18 protein-coding genes and 1 tRNA gene are annotated in these 23,409 nt (G+C 62.9%); 5 read left to right on the top strand and 14 right to left on the bottom strand.

What is annotated here, in order from left to right; genetic code table 11:
• Window positions 1-64 precede the first annotated feature (64 nt).
• Window positions 65-1,480 carry a 3-hydroxylaminophenol mutase gene (locus PSUB009319_RS03635; protein WP_124380892.1) on the bottom strand — a complete coding sequence of 472 codons (1,416 nt, stop codon included), beginning with the start codon at window positions 1,478-1,480 and terminating at the stop codon, window positions 65-67.
• A gap of 473 nt (window positions 1,481-1,953) precedes the next feature.
• On the opposite strand from PSUB009319_RS03635, the gene PSUB009319_RS03630 reads away from it, so the two are divergent.
• On the top strand, window positions 1,954-2,430 hold the full coding sequence (locus PSUB009319_RS03630; RefSeq protein ID WP_124380891.1) for a rhodanese-like domain-containing protein: 477 nt from the start codon (window positions 1,954-1,956) through the stop codon (window positions 2,428-2,430).
• 16 nt (window positions 2,431-2,446) lie between these two features.
• Here PSUB009319_RS03630 and PSUB009319_RS03625 read toward each other — a convergent pair whose 3' ends face one another.
• From PSUB009319_RS03625 to hrpA, 6 genes are all read right to left on the bottom strand, one after another.
• Window positions 2,447-3,265: a competence/damage-inducible protein A gene (locus PSUB009319_RS03625; protein ID WP_124380890.1), complete on the bottom strand. Its 819-nt coding sequence runs from the start codon at window positions 3,263-3,265 to the stop codon at window positions 2,447-2,449.
• 15 nt (window positions 3,266-3,280) lie between these two features.
• Window positions 3,281-4,138: an EI24 domain-containing protein gene (locus tag PSUB009319_RS03620; protein WP_124380889.1), complete on the bottom strand. Its 858-nt coding sequence runs from the start codon at window positions 4,136-4,138 to the stop codon at window positions 3,281-3,283.
• A gap of 82 nt (window positions 4,139-4,220) precedes the next feature.
• Window positions 4,221-5,195 carry a sterol desaturase family protein gene (locus PSUB009319_RS03615; RefSeq protein WP_124380888.1) on the bottom strand — a complete coding sequence of 325 codons (975 nt, stop codon included), beginning with the start codon at window positions 5,193-5,195 and terminating at the stop codon, window positions 4,221-4,223.
• Window position 5,196: 1 nt separating this feature from the next.
• On the bottom strand, window positions 5,197-6,027 hold the full coding sequence (locus PSUB009319_RS03610; RefSeq protein WP_124381068.1) for a polysaccharide deacetylase family protein: 831 nt from the start codon (window positions 6,025-6,027) through the stop codon (window positions 5,197-5,199).
• Window positions 6,028-6,038: 11 nt separating this feature from the next.
• Window positions 6,039-7,034 (bottom strand): cytochrome D1 domain-containing protein, encoded by a 996-nt coding sequence (locus tag PSUB009319_RS03605; protein ID WP_124380887.1) that lies wholly within the window; start codon window positions 7,032-7,034, stop codon window positions 6,039-6,041.
• Window positions 7,035-7,149: 115 nt separating this feature from the next.
• Window positions 7,150-11,148, bottom strand: a complete 3,999-nt coding sequence (gene hrpA / locus PSUB009319_RS03600; protein WP_124380886.1) for an ATP-dependent RNA helicase HrpA — start codon at window positions 11,146-11,148, stop codon at window positions 7,150-7,152.
• Window positions 11,149-11,231: 83 nt separating this feature from the next.
• Here hrpA and argA point away from each other — a divergent pair, with 83 nt between their 5' ends.
• On the top strand, window positions 11,232-12,629 hold the full coding sequence (gene argA, locus PSUB009319_RS03595) for an amino-acid N-acetyltransferase (RefSeq protein ID WP_124380885.1): 1,398 nt from the start codon (window positions 11,232-11,234) through the stop codon (window positions 12,627-12,629).
• 119 nt (window positions 12,630-12,748) lie between these two features.
• Complete coding sequence (locus PSUB009319_RS03590; RefSeq protein WP_124380884.1) at window positions 12,749-13,024, top strand: oxidative damage protection protein; 276 nt, start codon at window positions 12,749-12,751, stop codon at window positions 13,022-13,024.
• Between the two features lie 70 nt (window positions 13,025-13,094).
• Here PSUB009319_RS03590 and PSUB009319_RS03585 read toward each other — a convergent pair whose 3' ends face one another.
• Window positions 13,095-14,645, bottom strand: coding sequence for a methyl-accepting chemotaxis protein (locus PSUB009319_RS03585; RefSeq protein ID WP_124380883.1), 1,551 nt, complete (start codon window positions 14,643-14,645; stop codon window positions 13,095-13,097).
• Window positions 14,646-14,866: 221 nt separating this feature from the next.
• On the bottom strand, window positions 14,867-15,553 hold the full coding sequence (gene rpiA / locus PSUB009319_RS03580; RefSeq protein WP_124380882.1) for a ribose-5-phosphate isomerase RpiA: 687 nt from the start codon (window positions 15,551-15,553) through the stop codon (window positions 14,867-14,869).
• Window positions 15,554-15,714: 161 nt separating this feature from the next.
• Between rpiA and tal the strand changes: the two genes are divergently transcribed.
• On the top strand, window positions 15,715-16,674 hold the full coding sequence (gene tal, locus PSUB009319_RS03575; protein WP_124380881.1) for a transaldolase: 960 nt from the start codon (window positions 15,715-15,717) through the stop codon (window positions 16,672-16,674).
• 14 nt (window positions 16,675-16,688) lie between these two features.
• Here tal and PSUB009319_RS03570 read toward each other — a convergent pair whose 3' ends face one another.
• From PSUB009319_RS03570 to rnr, 3 genes are read right to left on the bottom strand one after another with little or no spacing between them, the layout of a single operon-like run.
• On the bottom strand, window positions 16,689-17,438 hold the full coding sequence (locus tag PSUB009319_RS03570; protein ID WP_124380880.1) for an NAD-dependent deacylase: 750 nt from the start codon (window positions 17,436-17,438) through the stop codon (window positions 16,689-16,691).
• On the bottom strand, window positions 17,435-18,190 hold the full coding sequence (gene rlmB, locus PSUB009319_RS03565) for a 23S rRNA (guanosine(2251)-2'-O)-methyltransferase RlmB (RefSeq protein WP_124380879.1): 756 nt from the start codon (window positions 18,188-18,190) through the stop codon (window positions 17,435-17,437). The genes PSUB009319_RS03570 and rlmB overlap by 4 nt, the downstream gene beginning before the upstream one ends.
• Before the next feature lie 39 nt (window positions 18,191-18,229).
• Window positions 18,230-20,824, bottom strand: a complete 2,595-nt coding sequence (gene rnr, locus PSUB009319_RS03560; RefSeq protein WP_124380878.1) for a ribonuclease R — start codon at window positions 20,822-20,824, stop codon at window positions 18,230-18,232.
• 70 nt (window positions 20,825-20,894) lie between these two features.
• Here rnr and PSUB009319_RS03555 point away from each other — a divergent pair.
• Window positions 20,895-20,979 (top strand) — tRNA-Leu (locus PSUB009319_RS03555).
• Between the two features lie 373 nt (window positions 20,980-21,352).
• Here PSUB009319_RS03555 and PSUB009319_RS03550 read toward each other — a convergent pair.
• Both PSUB009319_RS03550 and PSUB009319_RS03545 read right to left on the bottom strand, forming a co-directional pair.
• Window positions 21,353-21,925: a phosphoribosyltransferase gene (locus PSUB009319_RS03550; protein WP_124380877.1), complete on the bottom strand. Its 573-nt coding sequence runs from the start codon at window positions 21,923-21,925 to the stop codon at window positions 21,353-21,355.
• 116 nt (window positions 21,926-22,041) lie between these two features.
• A complete protein-coding gene (locus PSUB009319_RS03545) occupies window positions 22,042-23,382 on the bottom strand; it encodes an adenylosuccinate synthase (RefSeq protein ID WP_124380876.1) in 1,341 nt (446 codons plus the stop codon).
• Window positions 23,383-23,409: the final 27 nt, after the last annotated feature.

The raw sequence follows: 23,409 nt of genomic DNA, 5'->3' as shown, positions 1-23,409 counted from the left end.
CTGCGCCGCCCCTCCTCTCACAACCGTCTCTTCGCCCCGACACATCACCCGGGGCGCTCGCAGATTACAGCGAGTAGTACATCTCGAACTCGAGCGGGTGCGTCGTCATGCGGAAGCGCGTCACTTCCTCCATCTTCAGCTCGATGTAGGCATCGATCATCGCGTTGGAGAACACGCCGCCACGGGTCAGGAACTCGCGGTCCTTGTCGAGGTAGCCGAGAGCCTGATCCAGGCTGTCGCACACGGTCGGGATCTTTGCATCCTCTTCCGGCGGCAGGTCGTACAGGTTCTTGTCGGCAGCTTCGCCCGGGTGGATCTTGTTCTGCACGCCATCCAGACCAGCCATCATCAGTGCCGAGAAGCCCAGGTACGGGTTCATCAGCGGATCCGGGAAGCGCGTTTCGATACGGCGGCCCTTCGGGTTGGCAACGTACGGAATACGGATCGAAGCCGAACGGTTACGTGCCGAGTAAGCCAGCTTGACCGGAGCCTCGAAGCCCGGCACCAGACGCTTGTACGAGTTCGTACCCGGGTTGGTGATGGCGTTCAGCGCGCGAGCGTGCTTGATGATGCCGCCGATGTAGTACAGCGCGAATTCCGACAGACCGGCGTAGCCGTTGCCTGCGAACAGGTTCTGGCCGTCCTTCCAGATCGATTGGTGAACGTGCATGCCCGAACCGTTGTCGCCCACGACCGGCTTCGGCATGAACGTGGCGGTCTTGCCGTAGGTGTGCGCGACGTTCTGGATCACGTACTTTTGCAGTTGCGTCCAGTCGGCGCGTTGCACCAGCGTGCTGAAGCGCGTGCCGATTTCATTCTGGCCCTGGCCAGCCACTTCGTGGTGGTGCACTTCAACCGGAATGCCCAGCGATTCGAGAATCAGGCACATTTCCGAGCGCATGTCTTGGAACGTGTCGATCGGGGCGACCGGGAAGTAGCCGCCCTTCTTGCCCGGGCGGTGGCCCGAGTTGCCGTGTTCGAATTCCTTGCCCGACGACCACGGGGCTTCTTCGGAATGAATCTTCACGAAGCAACCCTGCATGTCAATGTTCCAGGTCACGCCGTCAAAGATGAAGAATTCGGGTTCCGGACCAAAGTAGGCGGTGTCGCCCAGGCCAGTGCTCTTCAGATAGGCTTCAGCGCGCTTGGCGATCGAGCGCGGGTCGCGGTCGTAGCCCTTGCCGTCCGACGGCTCGACCACGTCGCAGGTCAGCACCAGAGTCGGCTCTTCGTAGAACGGGTCGACGTGCGCGGTGTTTGCATCCGGCACCAGCAGCATGTCCGACGCTTCGATGCCTTTCCAGCCGGCGATCGACGAGCCGTCGAATGCGTGGCCGCTTTCGAACTTGTCTTCGTCGAAGTGCGAAACGGGGACCGAGACGTGCTGCTCCTTACCCTTGGTATCGGTGAAGCGGAAATCGACGAACTTGACGTCGTTTTCCTTCACGAGCTTCATCACGTCTGCAATGCTTTGGGACATGCCATTCTCCTGGTAGCGCAATAACGCAAAGTATTGTGAGCCGGTAGTGTGACGGATCGCCGCTCAATCGGCTGCAACTCGCCCTCACTCCGAAACATCTTCTTTCCAGCAAGGCCGTCCGACACGAACGGACGCCCCCGAAAAAGACCGCGAGAATCTTAGCAGAAACTATGCCAATTACCGCCTGACAATAGGCAAGCGTTCCCGCAAACAGTGCAGCGTCTTGCCAGCCCATGCCTGACACGGTGCGCAGGCCGCGCAGACTGATCGCCCCTCGCCGCACCGGGCCGCCCGCGAGAAGGGTCAAGGCTGTGCAAGCAGCATAGTCAGCGCACACTAAGAGTGCATAAGAACCAGTAATGCACTGTTTTCGTGCAATCAGACCGCGCACGCACCACCATGGGGATTTTCGCTCGCACCATGTGACGGCGGCGCTAGAATGAACGCCTCCCCTTACGCTCACCCTGATCGCCATGACTGCCACCACGCTCACCCGCGAGTCCCTGCTGGAAGCCGCTGCCGCCCGCCGCGAGGCTGACCAGTTGCCGTACTTCGGCGCGCTGTCACCGCAGGAGGCCGCCGCCCTGTTGGCCGCAGACCCACATGCGCGCCTGGTAGACGTCCGCACGCGCGCCGAACTCGACTGGGTCGGCACGCCAGACATTTCGCCCAAGCAGTTCGTGCATGTGGAGTGGAATCAGTATCCGGGCGGCGTGCGCAATGCCAATTTCCTGAGCGCGCTGGAAGCTGCCGTACCGAAGGATGCGCCAGTGCTGTTTCTATGCCGCAGCGCCGCGCGCTCCAAGCATGCTGCTGCGGCGGCCGCGCAAGCGGGCTATGCGGCAGCCATGGATGTGCTGGAAGGTTTTGAAGGCGCCAAAGACACCGATGGCCATCGCAAGACCGTAGAAGGCTGGTGCTTCCGTGGTTTGCCCTGGCACGGCGCATAAGGACCGCGGCTGAGCGTCAGGGTGCCGCCGTGGTGTCCGCCTCGAAAATCTCGCCGCCCAGCGCCAGCGCGCCTTCGCGCAGCATCACATAGGCGCGCGCCACGGCTTCGGGCAACCCTTTCACCCCCAGATCGATGTGCGAGCGGGCATAGCGCTCGCCGCGCGCCGCATCGCCCACGCTGGGGAGGCTGAACACCTTCACGCCATCGAACTCGGCTTCGATGCGCTCCATCAGCGGCGTGAGCCGAGACTCCGGCAAGCCAAACACCAGGAACGAGCGCTCCTCGCGCGGCGCGCGGTGGAATTGATCGGCGTAGTAGGTGTCGAGCACCCACTCCATCATCGGCCACGCCATCACCGGAAAGCCCGGCATGAAATGGTGATGCGCCACCGAGAATCCGGGAATGCGGTTGTAGCTGTTCGGGATGATGCGCGCGCCCTGCGGAAACTCGCCCATCTTGAAGCGGTGCTGGTTCTCGGGCGTGGAGACATCGGCCTTGACCGGATCGCCGTTGGCCGCTTCGGCAATGCGCAGGGTGATCTGCTCGCGCGCATCCGGATGCAGCGCCAGCGGTACGCCCAGCGCGGCAGCAGCGCACTGGCGCGTGTGGTCATCGGGCGTAGCGCCGATGCCACCGGTGCAGAACACCACGTCGTCGCTGGCAAACGTACGCTTGAGCACGCTGGTGATACGCGCGGGCTGGTCGCCGACATACTCGGCCCATTCCAATGCCAGGCCGCGCTCGCCCAGCACTTCGATCAGCTTGCGCAGGTGTTTGTCTTCGCGGCGGCCGGAAAGGATTTCGTCGCCGATGATAATCATGCCGAAAGCCATGTCAGTCCTTGTTACTTACTCGCGAGGCAGTTCGATGGACGTAACGTCGATGACGCTGACTTCGACCATACGTGCCGGCGGCGCCTCGGCGCGCAGACGCGCAAGCGCGCGCAGGCAGAAATGGCCAAACCACAGCGCTGAGAAAATGAAGATCAACACATACAGCCAGATGACGGCGATGGCGATGATCGGGAACAGCACAATGGTCACCACCGACGACACCCACAGCAGCGTCGGCGCCGAGCCCAGCATGCCGACCGCCACACCGATACCCAGCAACGGCAACCGGTAGCGCTGCATGATTGCGCGTCGCTCATCGGCTGTAGCGTGGTCAGCCAGTGCGTCGTATGTCATCAGGCGGTACGTGAGCCAACCCCAGAGCAGCGGCGGGATCAGCGCAAAGAATGGTGGGATGAGCCACAAGGGCAGCGTGACGATCGCCACCAGGATGAACACGAGCGTGCACAGCAGCGCATGCGTCAGGCTGCCCACCACCGAGCCCCCTTTGCGGCGCTCAAGCTGCGGATAGCTGCGGTCAAGAAAACGCATGACCACCGGCACCGACGCCACGCTCACCAGTACGAGAATCGATACGACAATCACCGGCACCAGCAAGGTGATGACCAGCAGCGGCGCAATGGCCGACCACAGCCCTGTCATGCCGATGGCGTTGAGGCCGCTCTTGATCCAACCCATGAAAGCCCAGCCTTCCACGGCGTTGCGAGCCATGCCGTTCATGGCATCCCAGCCGAAATACAGCACCCCGCCCCAGACCACCACGGCCACAACGAAAGGCAGCACCGTCAAGAACAGCATGCGCGGATGCAACTGCGAAAGCAGCGCGCGGCCAAATGAGCGAATCAGGTCGTTCATGCAGAAATCGGGAAATCAGGGAGCGGACAGCCTAGCACAGCATGCGGACATGACGCGGGCGCCGCCCCATCTGCCCTTTACGTTACGCGCGGCCAAACAGGCGTTTGAGGCCGAGCCACTGCTGTCGCAGCACGCCGCGCCCGTAGTCGCGCGAACTGCCCTGCGGCGCGGGCAGTTGATCGCGGATGCCGGTGGCGTGGTAATCCGGCGAAAAGATGGCGGTGCCGAACAGCATGTCCCACCACGGGAAAAGCACGCCGAAATTGCAACCGCCCAGCACTCCCGGCCTGCCCGGCACTTCATGCCCCAGGCCAATGGCGTGGTGCAGACGATGAAAGCGCGGCGAGATCAGCAGCCGCTCGCCCAGCCAGCCGAAATGCAGTCGCACATTGGCGTGTTGCAAGCTCTGCAGCAACTGCGAAATGGCGACCAGCAGCACGTACTGCGAGGGCTCCACCCCAATAACGAGCGCCGCGATGGCAAACACTGCGCCCCGCAGTACATCATCAAGGATGTGGTTGCGATCGTCCGACCACAACGTCATCTGCTGCTGGCTGTGGTGCAGCGAATGCAGGTTCCACCACCAGTGGAATTTGTGCGACAGGCGGTGGTACCAGTAGTCGAGCAGGTCGAACAGCACCAGATAGATGAGGAAACTGACAACGGCAACCGACGTGACGCCCGGCCACCAGTCTTCCACGTTCAGGTGCGCCCACCCCCAGAAACGCAGCTTGCCGTCCAGACTGTCGATCAGCGGCTGCAGGGTGAAGAACAGCAGCAACGGGAAGAAGCCAAGGCGATGGAACAACGTATAAATGATATCGGCGCGCACGGCCTTGCGATCCTGTATCGGCTCCACCGGGCGCCAGCGCTCGAGCGGGCGGAAGATCAGCAGCAGCACCGCGATCTGCACCAGCCCCATCAGCAGCCATTCGGTGCCGGGATACGCATCCTCAACGTAGCCACCCAGGCCGATGGCATAGGTGATCGGCATCACGACGTGCTGAAACAGCACGTCCTGCGCCTGCGTGAAGGTGTCGGCAATCCAGTCGAACATGTCAGCGGGCCGCCGCGTGTGCCGGGCGGGCAGCAAACCAGGCCTTGTACTGCGGATGATCGCGCAGCGTGGCGAAACAGAAACCCTTGCGCTCCAAGCCGACGATCAGCGGTTCCAGATCGGCCGGCGCCCACGGATCCTTGCGCGACCAGATGCCCAGATGCGCCATGGTGATGTCGCCATCACGCAGGGTTGAGAGCGCCTTCTGCAGCAGCGCGTCGTTCGGATAGCGCTCGGAAGGGAGCTCATCGCCCAGGAAGCCGGCTGGCGCCCAAGCTACGTGGGCAAACCCGCATTGCTTGGCCCAGGCTTCGGTCGTCGCTGACAGGTGGCCGCCCGGCGCGCGCCACAGCGGGTCCATCGCCTGGCCGGTCATGGTCTTGAAGCGCTCGGCGCTGTGCTTGAGTTCTGCGCAAAACTCGGGCTCGCCCCAGACGACGTTGCGACCGCTCTGCTCGCCAAATTGCGGGCGGAAGCGGACTTTGCCCGCTCCGGCCTCGCCCTTGTAGTAGACGTGATCGAAGGTGTGCGTGCCGAATGCGTGGCCATCGGCGGCGAGCGATTTCCAATACGGCACCCAGCCATCATCCAGCGTGCTGTCGCCGTGGATGGTCTTCTCGTTGGCCAGGAAGAACGTGGCTTGAATACGATGGCGACGCAGTGTGTCGGCAATCAACTGCGCCTGGCTCATGCTGCCGGTGTCAAACGTGAGGTAGACCGTGCCCTTGCACGCACCAGCGTTCACGCCGCCGGGGCCAGCCACAGCCAAGGTGCACAGCCCCAGCGCCGTCATAGCAGTTGCCGTGCGCAACATCGACAGGCCGGATTTCATCTTCGTCACACTCAGATCAACGGAGCGCGCGTGCGGAAATAAATGCCGTGCGGCGAGCGCCCGACCTTGATCTCTTCCACGACCTTGCGGCTTGCCACATCCACGATCGCCACGCGCTTGGCCCAACGGCATGTCACCCATAGCTGCTTGCCGTCAGCGGTCAACTCCATGTCATCGGGGCCGGGCGGCAGGCCGGTGATTTCACCCACCTTGGTCAGCGTTTGCTGATCGATGATGCTGATCGTGCCCGACACGCGGTTCGAGAGGAACAGGTGGCGCTTGTCGCCCAAAGCGCGGAAGTTGTGCGCGCCCTTGCCGGTTTGGATGCGCTTAACGCTGGTGTGGTTGCGCCAGTCGATTACCTCAACGTAATCCGCACCGGTCATGCCAACCAGCAGATATTTCTGATCATTCGTGACCCACACACCGGCCGGCGCGGAGCCAATGGTCATGCGCCACATCACGGTCTGCGTGGGCAGATCGATGGCCATCACCTCGTTGGAATCCTGGAGGGTGATGAAGGCGATCTTGCTGTCGGCGGTAAAAGCAATGTGGCTCGGCGTCTTGGCGGCCGGGATTTGCTTGGCGATGGTCAGCGCGTGACCATCCCAGCGGTAGATGTCAACACGGTCCAGGCGGTTGCCGGTGGTCAGGAACCATTTCTGGTCAGGCGAGAAGCCGATTTGGTACGGATCGTCGATGCGCGGCACGCGCTGCTGGATCTTGCCGGTCACGGGGTCGAGGAACACCAACTCATTACCGACCGCGTTGGCGACGATCAGTGACTTGTCGTCCGGCGTGGCGATCAGGTGGTGCGGCTCCTTGCCGATCGGGAACGTCTCTAGCACCTTGCGGGTGTCTTTGTCGATCAAAGAGATGCTTGCGTCGCCCGAGTTGAGCACGGTGACGACTTCAGCACGCGCCGCATGCGCCGCCATCAGGGCAGCGGCCGACAGGACAAGTGTGGAAAACCAACGGGGAGCAAACGAGGCGCGCGAGGCAGACATAGCAAGGAGATTCAGCAACTTAGCTCGCCATTTTAACGCTCGCACTTACACCATCGCTGACACAAATCAAAAAAAGAAAGCGGGAACTTTCCCCGCTCTCAACAAAGCATTGCAGCTATCGCTGCATGGATTCCCACACCTTCTGCAGCCGCTTGACCGACATGGGCACCGGCGTGCGCAACTCCTGTGCGAACAGGGCGATGCGCAACTCCTCCAGCATCCAGCGGAATTCCTCCATGCGCGGATCATTGCCGCCCTGCCCCTGCACGCGCAGCGCCTTTTCCGCGCGTTGATATTGCTGGATGAGCGGCGCCATCTCTTGCATGCGCTGCGTATCGCGCGTGGGGTCAGCCTTGAGCTTGTCGACGCGCAACGCGATGCCCTTCAGATAACGCGGGAAATGCGTCAACTGCGCGTACGGCGTCGCCTCAATAAAGCGCTTATGCATCAGCGTTTTCAGTTGCGCGTCGATGTCCGCTGTGGCAGCGGCAAACGGCTTGGCGATCTGCAGCTTGCGCGGCAATTGCGCGTATTCAGCCAAGATGGCGCCGACCAGCCGCGCGATCTCCTGCGCCAACAGCGTCAGGCGGGCGCGGCTTTCATCCTTGCGGGCACCGAAGCTGGCGTCGTCGGTAGGCAACGGGTCTTGCAGGCAGGCGCGCTCGAGCGTGGCATCCAGAATCTGGTCGCGCAGTTCGTCCTGCGTGCCCAGGTTTATGAACTGGATCGCCATCTGCGACAGGCCGGGGATGTTCTTTTCCAGGTACTTCAGCGGCTCGCGCAATTGGATCGCAAACAGCCGGCGCAAGCCCAGCCGATGGATGCGCGCAGCCTCCGCCGGGTCGTCAAAGACTTCCACATCGCAGTGGTCGCCCGCGTCGACGAGCGCCGGATAGCCGAACAGCGTCTGATTGCCCTTGCGGACTTCCAGCAACTCGGGCAGCTCGCCGAAGTTCCAGGTGGTCAGGCCGGAGTACAGCGCGGCGTTGGGCGGCGCATCGGACTTGCCCGCCTTGCCAGCCTTGCCGGGCTTGGCACCGTCGTTCTGGCCGCCAACAGCGGCCGCATCCTGCGCGGCGATTGACTGGAAGGTCTGCTGCGCGCGTCCGCCGAGTTCCGCCCGCAACTGGGTCAGATTACGGCCCATGTCGAGTTGGCGGCCGTGCTCGTCAATCACTTTGAAGTTCATGAAGTGATGCGCGGGCAGCGTTTCGAGCTTGAAGTCGGCACGCTTGAGCGCGATGCCAGTCTGCTCGCGCACATCGGCGATCAGGCGGTCGAGCAGATCGCCATCGCCCAGCTTCACGCGGGAAACAAAACCGGCGGCGTAGTCCGGCAGCGGCACACAGTGGCGGCGCAGCTTCTGCGGCAGGCTCTTCAGGAGCAGGTGCACCTTCTCCTTGAGCATGCCCGGCACCAGCCATTCGGCGCGCTGCGCGGGCACCTGGTTGAGCGCGTACAGCGGCACCGTGAGCGTCACGCCATCGCGCGGGCTGCCGGGCTCGAAATGGTACGTCAGGCCCATGTCGATGCCGGCAATCGGCAGCGTCTTGGGGAACAGATCGGTGGTGATGCCGGCCGCCTCATGCCGCATCAGGTCGTCGCGGTTCAGATACAGCAGCTTCTGGCCGCCCTTGGCGGCGTCGGCATACCAGCGCTCGAAAGCGACAGCGTTGTGGATGTCCGCCGGAATCTGGCTGTTGTAGAACGCGTAGATCAGTTCATCGTCCACCAGCACGTCTTGCCGCCGGGACTTGTGCTCCAGGTTCTCGATCTCGCGCACCAGCCGCTGGTTGTGCGTAAAGAACGGCAGGCGCGTTTCGAATTCGCCATCGACCAGCGCACGGCGGATGAACATCTCGCGCGCTTCCTTTGGCTGCATTGGACCGAAGTGCACGCGGCGCTGCTGGTAGATCGGCAGGCCATACAGCGTGCCGCGCTCGAAGGCCATCACCTGGCCGGCCTTCTTTTCCCAGTGCGGATCGCTCCACGACGCCTTCAACAGATGTGCGCCAACCTTCTCAACCCACTCCGGCTCGATGCGCGCGAGCGTACGCCCGAACAGGCGGCTGGTTTCGACCAACTCGCCCGCCACGACCCACTTGCCGGCCTTGCGCGCGATGACCGAGCCCGGCCACAGGAAGAACTTGATGCCGCGTGCGCCGAGATATTCGCGCCCCTTGCCATCAGCCTCTTCAATGCGCACGCCGATATTGCCGAGCAAGCCCGTCAACAGCGCCAGGTGCAACTGTTCGTATGTCGGATCGGATGCATTGAGTTTCCAGCCCTGCTCCGCCACCGTGGTGTGCAATTGCGAGTGCACATCGCGCCATTCGCGCAGCCGCAAGTGCGAGAGAAAGTGCGACCGACACTGATCCTGCAACTGCTTGTTCGACTTCTTGTGCGCGACGGCCTCTTCAAACCACTTCCACAGCTTCACCCAGCCGAGAAATTCGGATTTCTCGTCGGCAAACTGACGGTGTGCCTGGTCCGCCTGCTGCTGAAGCTCCTGCGGACGTTCGCGCGGGTCCTGCACCGACAAGGCGCTCGCAATGATGAGCATCTCGCGCAGGCATTGATGGTCTCGCCCCGCCAGGATCATCCGCGCCACGCGCGGGTCCAGCGGCAGGTGCGCGACCTGTTTGCCCAGTGGGGTCAGCGCATTCTCGTCGTCGACAGCACCGAGTTCCTGCAGGAGTTGATAGCCATCGGCAATCGCGCGGCCCAGCGGTGACTCAATGAAGGGAAACTGCTCGACGTCGGTCAGCCGCAGCGCCTTCATGCGCAAAATCACCGCCGCCAGCGACGAACGCAGGATTTCCGGATCAGTAAAGCGCGGCCGCGCGATGAAATCCGCCTCTTCATACAGGCGAATGCACACGCCATCGGCCACCCGGCCGCAGCGGCCCGCGCGCTGGTTGGCCGCAGCCTGCGAGACCGGCTCGATCTGCAGTTGCTCGACCTTGTTGCGATATGAATAGCGCTTGACGCGCGCCAGCCCCGTGTCGACCACGTAGCGGATGCCCGGCACCGTGAGCGAGGTCTCGGCCACATTGGTCGCCAGCACGATACGCCGTGCGTTGGACGGCCGGAATACGCGTTCCTGCTCTTGTACGGACAACCGCGCAAACAGCGGCAGGATCTCGGTATGCGCCGGATGGTGCTTGCGCAGCGCCTCAGCCGCCTCCCGGATCTCGCGCTCGCCCGGCAGGAAGATCAGCACGTCGCCGGCGCCTTCGCGGGCGAGTTCGTCCACGGCATCGACGATCGCCTCAAAGAGGTCGCGCTCCTTGTCTTTCTCGTCGCGCTGGACGGGGCGATAGCGCACTTCAACCGGATACAGCCGGCCGCTGACTTCGATGACGGGCGCCGGACCCTTCTTCCCATTCAGCCCGGCAAAGTGCTCGGCAAAGCGCTGCGCATCGATGGTCGCCGAGGTGATGATCACCTTCATGTCCGGCCGCCGCGGCAGGAGCTGCTTGAGATAACCGATCAGGAAATCGATGTTGAGGCTGCGCTCGTGTGCCTCGTCGATGATGATCGTGTCGTAGGCCCGCAGCAGCGGATCATTCTGCGTTTCGGCCAGCAAGATGCCGTCGGTCATGAGCTTGACCGACGCGCCAGCCGACAGCGTGTCGTTAAAGCGCACCTGGAAGCCGACGTGCTCGCCTACTGGCGTACCGATTTCCTGGGCGATGCGCTTGGCCGTAGACGTGGCGGCAATCCGCCTCGGCTGCGTGTGCCCAATCAGCCCGGTGCCGCCCGCGCCAATGCCCCGCCCGATCGACAGACAGATCTTCGGCAACTGCGTGGTCTTGCCCGAACCGGTCTCGCCCGAGACGATCACGACCTGGTTGGCGGCAATAGCCTCGGCGATCTCTTCGCGGCGGGCCGACACGGGCAGCGCTTCGGGAAACGTGATCGGCGGGACGCGGTTGGCGCGTGCGCGGCGGGCCGCAAGTGCGGCGGCCAATTCTTCCGGCGTGGGTTTCGGACGACGCTGCGGACGGCCATTGCCGCCGGGCTTGCGCTCAGGCGGCGGCGTGTCTTTCGGCGATTTCGGGGAGGGAGCCGCCGGGCGTGGCCGGGACGGCTGGGCGTGGGAATCTGACATCGGGCGGGATTATAATCCGCGCATGTTTGCCTGCACTGGCCGCCATCGTTGGCCCAGCCTCCCGCCCCACTCATCCACCGCCCGTGACCGCTCGTTCCTCCGCCCCCGCCTCCGGCGTTTCGCTGGTGGCGCACACGCCCGCCCCCATTGACATCGCCCCGATTCCGCCCACGCCCGAACAGCAGCAGTTCGTGGACTGGCTGCGCGCGGTGGCGCCGTACATCCACGCCTTCCGCGACAAGACCTTCGTGATCGGTTTCGGCGGCGAGCTGGTCAAGGCCGGCATGCTGGGTTCGCTGGTCAACGACATCGCCCTGCTGCACGCCATGGGCATGCGCATCGTGCTGGTGCACGGCTCGCGCCCGCAGGTGGAAGAGCAACTGGCGCTGCGCAACGTGCAAACGCAGTTTGTCGATGGCATCCGCGTGACAGACAACGCCGCACTGGAATCGGCCAAGGAAGCCTCTGGCGAATTGCGCCTCGACATTGAAGCCACCTTCAGCCAGGCGCTGCCGAACACGCCGATGGCCGGTGCGCGCATCTCGGTGGTGTCGGGCAATTTCGTGACGGCGCGGCCGGTGGGCATCGTGGGCGGCGTGGATTTTCAGCACACGGGGCTGGTACGCAAGATCGACGCCGATTCGATCCAGCAATCGCTCTCCAACCGCAAGATCGTGCTGCTCTCACCGCTGGGCTTCTCGCCCACGGGGCAGGCGTTCAATCTGTCGATGGAAGACGTGGCGGCCAACACAGCCACGGCGCTGAAGGCCGACAAGCTCATCTTCATCACCGAGGTGCAAGGGCTCGTCGACCGTGTGGGCAAGCTGCAGCAGGACCTGTCGATGGAAATGGCCATCGAGCGCCTGCGCGACGGCAGCCTCACACCAGACGTGGCCTATTACCTGCAGCACATCACCAAGGCCATGCGCGGCGGCGTACGCCGGGCCCACCTGATTCCGTTCGCGCTGGACGGCAGCATCCTGCTGGAGCTGTTCCTGCACGATGGCGTGGGCAGCATGGTGTCGCACACTGATCTGGAATACCTGCGCGAAGCCACGCTGGACGACGTGGGCGGCATCGTGCAATTGATCGAGCCGCTGGAAGCCGACGGCACGCTGGTACCGCGCGAACGCCGGCTGCTCGAGCGCGACATCACCAACTTCTCGGTCATCGAGCACGACGGCATCATCTTCGGTTGTGCGGCGTTGTATCCGTACCCGAAGGAAGGTGTGGCCGAGATGGCCTGCCTGACGGTTTCACCCGATAGCCAGGGCACCGGTGACGGCGAACGCCTGCTCAAGCACATCGAAACGCGCGCCCGCGCCATCGGCCTCAAGCACCTTTTCGTGCTCACCACACGCACCGAGCACTGGTTCCTCAAGCGCGGCTTCGTGCGTGCCACCGTGGACGATCTGCCGGAAGACCGCCGCAAGCTCTACAACTGGCAGCGGCGTTCAATGGTGCTGATGAAGAAGCTCTAAACGCTAAACCCTTGGCGCGCGTCGTGGAATCCGAGCCCGGCGGCGCGCGGCCTTTACAATAGCGGCACCTGCGTCGCGAAAGAGAAGAGCGACGCTCCCGCCACACAAGAGGAACCCCCATGGCCCGCATGGTCCACTGCGTCAAGCTCAACAAGGAAGCCGAAGGTCTCGACTTTCCGCCCCTGCCCGGCGAACTGGGCAAGAAACTCTGGCAAAGCGTCTCGAAAGAAGCGTGGGCCGGCTGGCTCAAGCACCAGACCATGCTGATCAATGAAAACCGCCTGAACATGGCGGATTCGCGCGCACGCCAGTACCTGCTCAAGCAGACTGAGAAGTACTTCTTCGGCGAAGGCGCAGACGAAGCCGCCGGCTACGTGCCGCCGCCCTCGGCCTGATCTGCCGCCAACAAAAAAAGCCGTTCAGGTTGCGCTGAACGGCTTTTTTGTTCGGCAATGGGTCCGACGCCTATGCGGGCGCGACCACTCCGTCCATATCGACCTTGAAGATCGCCACGGCACGGCGCAGCGCATCGGCCTGATCCGCCATGGCCTGCGCTGCGGCAGAAGCCTCCTCCACAAGCGCAGCGTTCTGCTGCGTCACCTCTTCGATCTGGCCCACCGCGATATTCACCTGTTCGATGCCGGTACTCTGTTCGGCCGATGCGGACGAGATTTCCGTCACGATCTGCGTCACGCGCTGCACCGAAACGACGATCTCGTCGATGATGCTGCCGGCATCCTGCACGAGGCGCGCGCCGGCTTCCACGCGTTCAGTCGATTGACCAATCAGGCCTTTGATCTCCTTGGCCGCGGTGGCGCTGCGCTGCGCGAGCGTGCGCACCTCACCGGCTACCACAGCAAAGCCGCGGCCCTGCTCGCCAGCGCGGGCGGCTTCCACCGCCGCGTTGAGCGCCAGGATGTTGGTCTGGAAGGCAATGCTGTCGATCACGCCGATGATTTCGCCCACCCGGCTGGAACTCTCCGAGATGCCCTGCATTGTCTGCACCACATCGCTCATCACCTTGCCGCCGCGCGCGGCCGTGTCCGACGCGTGGCCCGCCAGCGACGAAGCCTGCACGGCGTTCTCTGAATTGAGCCGAACCGTGGCGGTGATTTGATCCATGTTGGCAGCCGTCTCCTGCAGCGAGGCCGCCTGCTCTTCTGTGCGCGACGACAGGTTCAGGTTGCCCGAGGCGATCTGCGAACTCGCAGCCGCTACGCCCTCGGCATTGCGGCGCACTTCGCTCACCACGCTGGCGAGGCTGCGCTGCATCTCCTTGAGCGCGACGAGCAACTGGCCAATCTCATCGGTGCCGCGCACTTCAAACGGTTTGGCCAGATCGCCGTGCGAAACGGCGCTGGCTACTTCCACGGCGCGCGACAACGGCCGTGTAATTGAGCGGCTGAACAGGAACGCGCCCGCCAGCCCCAGTCCGAACGCCGCAAGCATCAGCACAACACTGACCATCAGCGCGATATGCGCAGTCTGCGCGGTCTTGGCCGATACGGCTGCGCTTTCCTTTGCGATCTCCTGCGCCGCCTCATCCAGCAAGCGTGCCGGTTCGCGGTCCACACCCGCGACCACCTTGTCGCCCACTGTTGGGTCAAACGAGGCAGCAACGAACATGTCATGCCCCTTGCGATAGCCCACGCCCATGGCCGCGTGCGCGGTGGCGAACTGAGCGATCAGGTCTCGACTCTTGCCCGGCGGCAGAGAGATCTGCAGAGCCTTGGCTTGGTCCGTGACCGCCTGTTCGCCTTTGACAAAAGCGCCCCAGTATTTGTCCAGCTTGACGGGGTCTTCTCCGCGCAGCAGCGTGTCCTTCCATTCCTGCACCTGCGTCTTGAAGGTCACGAGCATCTTCGTCACCGCCCGTTCGTCGGCCACGCGCGCTTGCACTGTGGTGTTGTATTCGACGATGGAATGGCTGAGCGATGCAATGCCATAGATGGCCCCGGCAAACATCAGTAACAGCGCCGCTGCAAAGGCCAGGGGAAGTTTGATTGCGAGTTTCATGAGAGGAAGAGGTGAGACGACTTCGGATGGGCAGTTGGGCTGCGGCGTATCCGTGTTATCGGCCACTTTACGTCTCACTTAAGCTCGCTTTCATTCACTGGCCTGCCTCAAACGTGAGCGTACAAATCACATTTGACAATGCGTACGGCGAAGTGGAGCAATGGGCACAAAAAAAGCTGCCCGTTGCATGAGCAGCTTCTTCAACAATGTGCAGACAGCCATCAGAAATCGCGGCGTTGCACTCCAGCCTGAGTACCCAGCAGCAGCACATTGGCACCACGCTTGGCAAACAATCCGACCGTCACCACGCCCGGAATATCGTTGACAACCGATTCCAAGCCCTTCGGATCGGCAATGCGCAGGCCCGCCACGTCGATGATCACATTGCCGTTGTCGGTCTTGTAGATCTGACCTTCCTTTGTCATGCGCAGGCGCGGCTGCCCGCCCAGTGCTGCCAGTTGGCGCGCTACGGCGGCGCGTGCCATCGGCACCACTTCCACTGGCAACGGGAAAGCGCCCATGGTCTCGACCAGCTTGCTGCTATCTGCAATGCACACGAACACGCTGGCGACCGAGGCAACGATCTTCTCGCGCGTGAGCGCACCGCCACCGCCCTTGATCATCGCGCCCGAAGCGTCGATTTCGTCAGCGCCATCCACGTACACGGGAATGGCATCGACTTCGTTCAAATCCAGCACCGTGAAGCCGTGGCCCTGCAGGCGGCGCGTGGAAGCCTCGGAACTGGACACCGCACCGGCAAAGCGCGCCTTGTGCGGCGCCATCGCGTCGATGAACAGGTTGGCCGTCGAGCCGGTGCCGACACCCAGTACCGCACCTTCGGGCGTGTTGGCCAATACATAGTCTGCGGCGGCCTGCGCCACCAGTGCCTTCAGTTCATCCTGCGTCATCGCAAAAACTCGGTCGGGATCGGAAAACCCGGTAGTGTACCGGATCAATATGATGGCTCTCGGCCGGCTGGCGGAGCCAAACGTGCGGAGTACAATCGATTCATCTCCTCTCCTCCGGCACAACGCTGGAACGTCGCTTGAACCTATTGCGGATTCGCTTCATGACTCAGCTCGATCAACTCAAGCAGTTCACCACCGTCGTCGCCGATACGGGCGATTTTCAGGCCATGCGCGCGTATGCGCCGCACGATGCAACGACCAATCCGTCGCTGATCCTCAAGGCCGTGCAGAAAGCCGAGTACCGCCCGCTGCTGGAACAAGCCGTGCGCGATGCGCGCAGCGACAGTGTGGAAGACATCATCGATGCGGTGCTCGTGGCGTTCGGCTGCGAGATCCTGTCGATCATTCCGGGCCGCGTGTCGACTGAAGTCGATGCGCGCCTGTCGTTCGACACGGAGGCGACGGTCGCCAAGGCCAAGCATCTGATTTCGCTGTATGAAGCGCGCGGCGTGGCACGCGAGCGCGTGCTGATCAAGATCGCGTCGACGTGGGAAGGCATCCGTGCGGCTGACCAACTCCGCGCCGAGGGCATCCGCTGCAACATGACGCTGCTGTTCTCGCTGGCGCAGGCCGTAGCGTGCGCGGAAGCGGGCGTGCAGCTCATCTCACCCTTTGTCGGTCGCATCTACGACTGGTACAAGAAAGACGCCGGTGCCAACTGGGACCCAATCGCCCAAGGCGGCGCAAATGACCCAGGCGTGCAGTCCGTCCTGCGCATCTACAACTACTACAAAAAGTTCGACTATCCGACCGAAGTGATGGGCGCGAGCTTCCGCAACATCTCGCAGATTGTCGAACTGGCCGGCTGTGACCTGCTGACAATCAGCCCCGATCTGCTCGCCCAACTGCAGCAATCCGACGCGCCGGTCGAACGCAAGCTGTCCACGGACAACGCAAACGCCGCCAACATCGTGCGCCTGCCCGCCGACGAGAAATCGTTCCGCTGGCACATGAACGCCGACGCGATGGCGACAGAAAAGCTGGCCGAGGGCATCCGCCTGTTTGCAGCGGATGCGATCAAGCTCGAAGCGTTGATTGAGCCGCTGCGCGTGGCGGCTTAAGGGACAGCAGGGGGTTATCCCAGCATGGCGGGCAAACACACGCCCGCCGGCTGATGGATCACGAGGTCAGCCGTTGCATCCAGTGCGCTCGGCTCCGGATTCACGACGATCACCTTTGCGCCGTGGTCCTTGGCCAAGCCCGGTAGCCCGGCTGCCGGATACACCATGCCGGACGTGCCCACCACCAGGCACACGTCGCACGCGTTGGCCGCCTCTTCGGCGCGGTAGTTCGCCACCAGCGGAAGCTGCTCGCCAAACCACACCACACCCGGACGCAGCATCGCACCGCACATCGCGCAACGCGGCGGTCTGCCCGGCTCGGCTGTGGCGATATCGCATTTACCGCATCCGCCCAGCCATTTGTTGGCGAAAAGATTGCCGTGCAACTCGATCACGCCATCACTGCCGGCGCGCTGATGCAAGCCGTCGACGTTTTGCGTGACGAGCGTCACTGTCTTGCGCCTGGCAAGCGCGGCAATGGCCAGATGCGCAGGATTCGGCTGTGCCTGAAGCACGCGCTCACGCCGTTCCTGGTACCAATCCCACACCATGCGCGGGTGCTTTCGGTACGCAGCCTCGGTGGCCATGTCTTCGGGGTTGAAGCGCGACCACAAGCCGGTCAGTGCATCACGAAATGTGGGCACACCGGATTCGGCTGAGACGCCCGCGCCGGTCAACACCATGACGTGCTGCGCGGCCTCAACCCAGGCGTGAGCCTGGGCCAATGCAGCCGCATCCAATGCGGCCGTCGGTTCTGTGCTCATCCCTTCTTGGCAGGTGCCGCTGTGCGCTGGCGCACTGCTTCAAACAGGCACACGCCACTGGCCACCGACACGTTCAGGCTTTCCACGCTGCCCGCCATCGGAATGCTGACCAGCGCGTCGCAGGTTTCGCGCGTGAGGCGCCGCATGCCCTCACCTTCGGCGCCCATCACAATGGCGATGGGGCCCTTGAAATCCGCTTGGTAGAGATCCTGTTCGGCTTCATCGGCGGTACCGATTACCCACACGCCACGCTCCTGCAGCTCGCGCAGCGTGCGTGCCAGGTTCGTTACGGTGATGTACGGGACGGTCTCAGCGGCACCGCTGGCCACTTTGGCAACCGTCGTGTTAATCCCGACGCTGCGGTCCTTCGGCGCAATCACTGCGTGCGCGCCTGCTGCATCGGCCACACGCAGGCAAGCGCCAAGATTGTGCGGATCGGTCACACCGTCGAGCACCAGCAGCAACGGCGTGCCTTCGATACCGTCGAGCAATTCGTCGAGATTCAGCGCCAGCGACAGCGATTCCGCCTTGGCAACCACGCCCTGATGGCGGTCGGTGCCCGCAATGCCACGCAGGCGGTCGGTGTCGGCAGGAATCAGGCGCACGCCGGCTGCTTCCGCCGCCTTCAGGAAATCCTGCATGCGGCGGTCGCGGCGGTTGGCCTCGAAATAGATTTCGTCGATCGACTTCGCGCCGTGGCGCAGTCGGGCGGTTACGGCATGAAAGCCGATGAGGAGCTTGGATTTAGACATGGCGCGATTGTACCCGTCTGCCCTCACCCCTCGGCCGTTTTAACGCCCCTTCGGCTTGCGCGGGGCCTTGCCTGCCGCCTTGCGCGGCGCGGCAGTCTTGGCACCGCTCTTGGGCTTGATCACACGCGCCGCCTGCTTCTTGCGCGCCGGCTTGGCATGCGCATGGCCTGGGGGCTGTGCGCGGCCACCTGGCTCAAAGACGGGCTGCTCTTCAATGACGCGATCAAGCGTTTCGTCGAACGATTCTTCCGGCTTGGCCGTACCGCCCAGCAGCGCCGCCAACTGGCGCGGTTTCTTACGGCCGACCGACGGCGCCGGCGTAGCAACCGCTGGCTGACGCGTCGCCGTGGCTTCTGGTGCGCCGGTCACCTTGGCGGGGCGCAGGGCCTTGGTCGAAGGTTCCTGGATCAGACGGAAATCCATCTTCCGTGCATCCAGGTCCACACGCAGGAGCTGCACGCGCACGCGGTCGGTGAGGCGGTAGCGGATGCCCGTGCGTTCGCCGCGCAACTCGTTTCGGGCTTCGTCGTACTGGAAGTAATCGCTCCCCAGTTCGGTCACGTGCACCAGACCTTCCACGTACAACTCATCGAGCTGCACAAAGATGCCGAACGAAGTGACCGCGCTGACGGTGCCAGAGAACTCGTTGCCGAGCTTGTCGCGCATGAAGTAGCACTTGAGCCAGGCCTCAACGTCTCGCGAAGCCTCATCGGCACGGCGCTCATTGGCCGAACAATGCACGCCCAACTCATGCCAGATTGCCTCGGCCTTGGCCTTGTTGACGACGGCCGCGGGCACGCCCTTCTCAGCCTCGGTCTGCAGACGACGCGCCTTGGGCGACAGCGCACTATTGAGTTGCACGCCCGGTGCCAGTGACGGCACATAGCGCGTGCGATGCAGGATCGCCTTGATGGAGCGATGCACCAGCAAGTCCGGATAACGGCGGATCGGACTGGTGAAATGTGCATACGCCGGATACGCCAGACCAAAGTGACCGATGTTGTCCGGGCTGTAGACCGCCTGCTGCATCGAGCGCAGCAGCATGGTCTGCAGCATCGGCGCGTCAGGACGCGCGGCAATCTTCTCCATCAGCTCGGCGTAATCGGCCGCCTGCGGCTTGTCGCTGCCACCCAGCGTCAATCCGCTGGTTTTAAGGAAAGCGCGCAGGGCCTGCAGCTTTTCTTCGGTCGGGCCGGCGTGCACGCGATACAGCGCCGGGTGTTTGTACTTCTCCAGCATCTCGGCCGCGCAGACGTTGGCCGTCAACATGCATTCTTCGATCAGCCGGTGCGCATCGTTGCGGGTGCGCGGCAGGATCTGCTCGATCTTGCCCTGCGCATTGCAGACGATGTACGTCTCAGTGGTATCAAAGTCGATCGCACCGCGCTCGCGGCGCGCCTTGAGCAACGTCTGATACAGCTCATACAGGTCTTGCAGATGCGGCACCAGTGATGCGCGCTTGGCCGCCTCCGGACCCTTTACGTTCGACAGGATCGCCCAGACCTCGTTGTAGGTCAGACGTGCCTTTGAATGCATCACCGCCGGATAGAACTGATAAGCCTTGATCTCGCCCTTGGCGCTGATGACGGCGTCGCAGACCATGCACAGACGGTCCACTTCCGGGTTCAGTGAGCACAGTCCGTTGGAGAGCTTCTCCGGCAACATCGGGATCACACGGCGCGGGAAATAAACCGAAGTCGCGCGATCAATAGCGTCGGCATCGAGGGGGAGCCCTGGACGCACGTAATGCGACACGTCGGCAATCGCCACAATCAAACGCCAACCCTTACTGCGGCCGATCTTGATCGGCTCTGCGTAGACCGCGTCATCGAAGTCGCGCGCATCCTCACCATCGATGGTGACGAGCGACACATCGCGCAAGTCGATCCGGCCCGCCAAGTCGGCATCGCGCACCACGTCTGGCAACGCTTCTGCCTCGCGTTGCGTCGGCTCGGAAAACTCATGCGGCACGCCGTACTTGCGCACCGCGATTTCGATTTCCATGCCGGGATCGTCAATTTCACCCAGCACTTCGATCACGCGGCCAATCGGCTGCACGTAGCGGTCTGGATATTCCAGGATCTCTACGCTCACCACCTGGCCGACCTTGGCCTTGCCTTGCCCCTTGGGCGCGATCAGGATGTCGCGGCCGAGGCGCTTGTCTTCGGGCGCCACCACCAAGGTGCCGCCCTCTGAGAGCAGCCGGCCGATAACGCGCTTGTTGGCACGCTGCAGAATCTCGACGATCTGGCCTTCCGAGCGCCCACGGCGGTCGTAGCCGACGGCGCGCACCAAGGCGCGGTCGCCGTGCATGGCCTTCTGCATCTCGCGCTCGGGCAGGAAAATATCGGGCTCGCCGTCATCGCGCACGAAGAAGCCGAAACCATCGCGATGGCCGATCACCCGGCCTTCGATGAAATTGGGCTGGTGCGCCAGCTCATAGCGCCCCTTGCGGTTGAGTTCGATCTGACCATCCCGCTCCATGGCGGTCAGACGCTTGATAAAGCCGTCGTGCTCTTTGCGCGTGACCGACAGGGTCTTGGCAATATCGGTGGCTGACAGCGGAGACCCCGACGTGCGCAGCACACCGAGGATTTCCTCCCGGCTCGGGATCGGATAAGTCGGTTGATTCAATTTTTTCTTCTAGAGTGTTGACAGGATCGCAGGATCCCGTAATAATTACAGCTTCGGTACACGCACACCTGCCCAGGTGGCGGAATTGGTAGACGCACTAGTTTCAGGTACTAGCGGGTAACTCCGTGGAGGTTCGAGTCCTCTCCTGGGCACCAGAGTTTAGGAACGGCGCAACGCAAGTTGCGCCGTTTTTCTTTTCCGTCGCCGGATTGTTGTTGTTCACTAGCTGACGCGACATTCCGCGAAGGGCAACGTGCATTGTGTCTTGGCTATCGCGCCAGGGCCAAGCCAGGATCACTGGCCTCACCTGCCCCAAACGCAGGGTGGGCTCGAAGCGCAGCGCATCCACAAAGACGCACCACACTTCGATCAACCGCGCAGCTCGTATTGGGCATGTTCTACAAAGCCAATCCGTACGCGGGTTTCGGGCCAACGTTGCAGCCCGTGACGTCAGGTTACCGAAGTGGCAGGCCCCGCGCAAGCCGCACACGCCACTCCATTCACGCCTCAACGCAGTCGACCACCGGCTTAGACGCCCGGCGCCTCACCGCTACCGTTCGCGCGCGCCTTGCCACGCTTGATCCACGCCGCCAGGTTATGTGGCCGCAGCGTATCGTATTCCTCAAACGGTTGATGGATCCACGGGTTGGTCGGCAAGAACTGCACAGCATAGTCCGGCTTGATCTTCGAGCACCCTTTGTGCCACAGCACGGCGGTACGCACGTCCGTCACGGCCGGATAGCGCTCCTTCAGGTGACGCCCCACACGCTCCAGCGTGATGCCCGAATCCACCAGATCATCCACAAGCAGCACTCGACCCGACAACTCACCACGCGTCATCGTGATGTACTGCGCGATGTCGAGATCGCCCTGCTGCGTGCCAGCCGCCTCGCGATAACTGCTGGTTGCGAGAATAGCCAGCGGCAAGTCGTAGATGCGCGAGAGCTGATCGCCTACACGCAAGCCGCCGCGCGCCAGGCACAGAATTTTGTCGAACTTCCAGCCCGACTCATGCACAACGAGCGCCAGGCGCTCGATCAGGCCATGATAGTCATCCCAGGATACCCACAGATGCGAGTCGTCGTTGATCGGCTGGTTCATGGTGTTCCTCTACGTATCGTAAATGCGGTGTGAGTTGCCGCTATCGTGTTTTATAAAAAACGGCGCTCCATGCAAATTCGCCCGGCGAATGACCGGGCGAATCTGGGAGCAGTGCATCAGTCCTTGTATGGATGACGCAGCAGGATGGTCTCGTCGCGATCAGGGCCGGTCGAGATCATGGCAATCGGAATACCGGCCACCTCCTCGACGCGCTTGAGGTAAGCCTGAGCGGTCTCGGGCAGCGCGCCCCATTCCTTCAAGCCGAAGGTCGAAGTGTTCCAGCCCGGGAACTCTTCGTAGATCGGCTGGCAACGGGCCACGGTATCGGAGCCACGCGGGAGGATGTCGATTTCCTTGCCGTCAAGCGTGTAGCCGACGCACAGCTTGAGGGTTTCAAGGCCATCCAAAACGTCGAGCTTGGTAATGCACAGGCCCGACACACCGTTGATCTGGATCGCACGACGCAGCGCGGCGGCGTCCAGCCAGCCGGTACGACGCGGACGGCCGGTGACCGAGCCAAATTCCTTGCCAACGTTGGCCAGACGCACACCCACTGGGTCCTGACGCGCCGGGTTGTCCGCGTCATACAGCTCGCTCGGGAACGGGCCGGAGCCCACGCGCGTGCAATACGCCTTCGTGATGCCGAGGATGTAATGCAGTTGGCCCGGACCGACGCCCGCGCCTGCGGCGGCGTTACCGGCCACGCAGTTGCTCGACGTGACGAACGGATAGGTTCCATGGTCGATGTCGAGAAGCGTGCCTTGCGCGCCCTCGAACATCAGGTTCTTGCCAGCCGCGTTGGCGGCAAACAGCTCGGCCGACACGTCCGTCACCATCGGGGCCAGGCGGTCGGCGTACGACAGCATCTCGTCCAGCGTCTGCTGGAAGTCCAGCGCCGGGTGGTTCAGATACTGCGTCAGGACGAAGTTGTGGAAGTCCAGGTTCTCGCGCAGACGCTCGGCAAAGTAGGCCGGGTCGAACAAGTCCTGGACGCGCAACGCGCGGCGAGCAACTTTGTCTTCATAGGCGGGACCGATCCCGCGACCGGTCGTACCGATCTTGGCGGCGCCGCGCTTAGCTTCGCGCGCTTTGTCGATGGCAACGTGGTACGGCAGGATCAGCGTAGTCGCTTCCGAGATGCGCAGACGATTCTGCACCTGCACGCCGGCCGATTCCAGTTCGTCGATTTCTTTGAACAGCGCCTCGGGCGAGAGCACCACACCGTTGCCGATATAGCACGCCACGCCATCGCGCATGATGCCCGACGGGATCAGACGCAGAATCGTCTTCTTGCCGCCGATGATGAGGGTATGGCCTGCGTTATGTCCGCCCTGGAAACGAACCACGCCTTGCGCATGATCGGTCAGCCAATCGACGATTTTCCCTTTACCTTCGTCACCCCACTGGGTGCCGATGACGACGACATTGCGTCCTTGGCTCACTGCTGGTGCGGACATGTTGAATTTGCAGATGGGTTAAAAACG

This window comes from Ralstonia sp. SET104 (genome assembly GCF_003851545.1).
Classification (GTDB): Bacteria; Pseudomonadota; Gammaproteobacteria; order Burkholderiales; family Burkholderiaceae; genus Ralstonia.
This window is presented reverse-complemented; position numbering and strand designations above follow the sequence as displayed.

Bases quoted from the DNA above. Each gene is read 5' to 3' on its own strand.
- PSUB009319_RS03590 (WP_124380884.1), top strand. From the start codon at position 12,749: ATGGCCCGCATGGTCCACTGCGTCAAGCTCAACAAGGAAGCCGAAGGT.
- PSUB009319_RS03570 (WP_124380880.1), bottom strand. From the start codon at position 17,438: ATGAGCACAGAACCGACGGCCGCATTGGATGCGGCTGCATTGGCCCAG.
- PSUB009319_RS03615 (WP_124380888.1), bottom strand. From the start codon at position 5,195: ATGTTCGACTGGATTGCCGACACCTTCACGCAGGCGCAGGACGTGCTG.
- PSUB009319_RS03610 (WP_124381068.1), bottom strand. From the start codon at position 6,027: ATGAAATCCGGCCTGTCGATGTTGCGCACGGCAACTGCTATGACGGCG.
- PSUB009319_RS03620 (WP_124380889.1), bottom strand. From the start codon at position 4,138: ATGAACGACCTGATTCGCTCATTTGGCCGCGCGCTGCTTTCGCAGTTG.
- PSUB009319_RS03625 (WP_124380890.1), bottom strand. From the start codon at position 3,265: ATGGCTTTCGGCATGATTATCATCGGCGACGAAATCCTTTCCGGCCGC.
- hrpA (WP_124380886.1), bottom strand. From the start codon at position 11,148: ATGTCAGATTCCCACGCCCAGCCGTCCCGGCCACGCCCGGCGGCTCCC.
- PSUB009319_RS03635 (WP_124380892.1), bottom strand. From the start codon at position 1,480: ATGTCCCAAAGCATTGCAGACGTGATGAAGCTCGTGAAGGAAAACGAC.
- PSUB009319_RS03585 (WP_124380883.1), bottom strand. From the start codon at position 14,645: ATGAAACTCGCAATCAAACTTCCCCTGGCCTTTGCAGCGGCGCTGTTA.
- rlmB (WP_124380879.1), bottom strand. From the start codon at position 18,190: ATGTCTAAATCCAAGCTCCTCATCGGCTTTCATGCCGTAACCGCCCGA.
- rpiA (WP_124380882.1), bottom strand. From the start codon at position 15,553: ATGACGCAGGATGAACTGAAGGCACTGGTGGCGCAGGCCGCCGCAGAC.
- PSUB009319_RS03605 (WP_124380887.1), bottom strand. From the start codon at position 7,034: ATGTCTGCCTCGCGCGCCTCGTTTGCTCCCCGTTGGTTTTCCACACTT.
- PSUB009319_RS03545 (WP_124380876.1), bottom strand. From the start codon at position 23,382: ATGTCCGCACCAGCAGTGAGCCAAGGACGCAATGTCGTCGTCATCGGC.
- PSUB009319_RS03630 (WP_124380891.1), top strand. From the start codon at position 1,954: ATGACTGCCACCACGCTCACCCGCGAGTCCCTGCTGGAAGCCGCTGCC.
- tal (WP_124380881.1), top strand. From the start codon at position 15,715: ATGACTCAGCTCGATCAACTCAAGCAGTTCACCACCGTCGTCGCCGAT.
- PSUB009319_RS03550 (WP_124380877.1), bottom strand. From the start codon at position 21,925: ATGAACCAGCCGATCAACGACGACTCGCATCTGTGGGTATCCTGGGAT.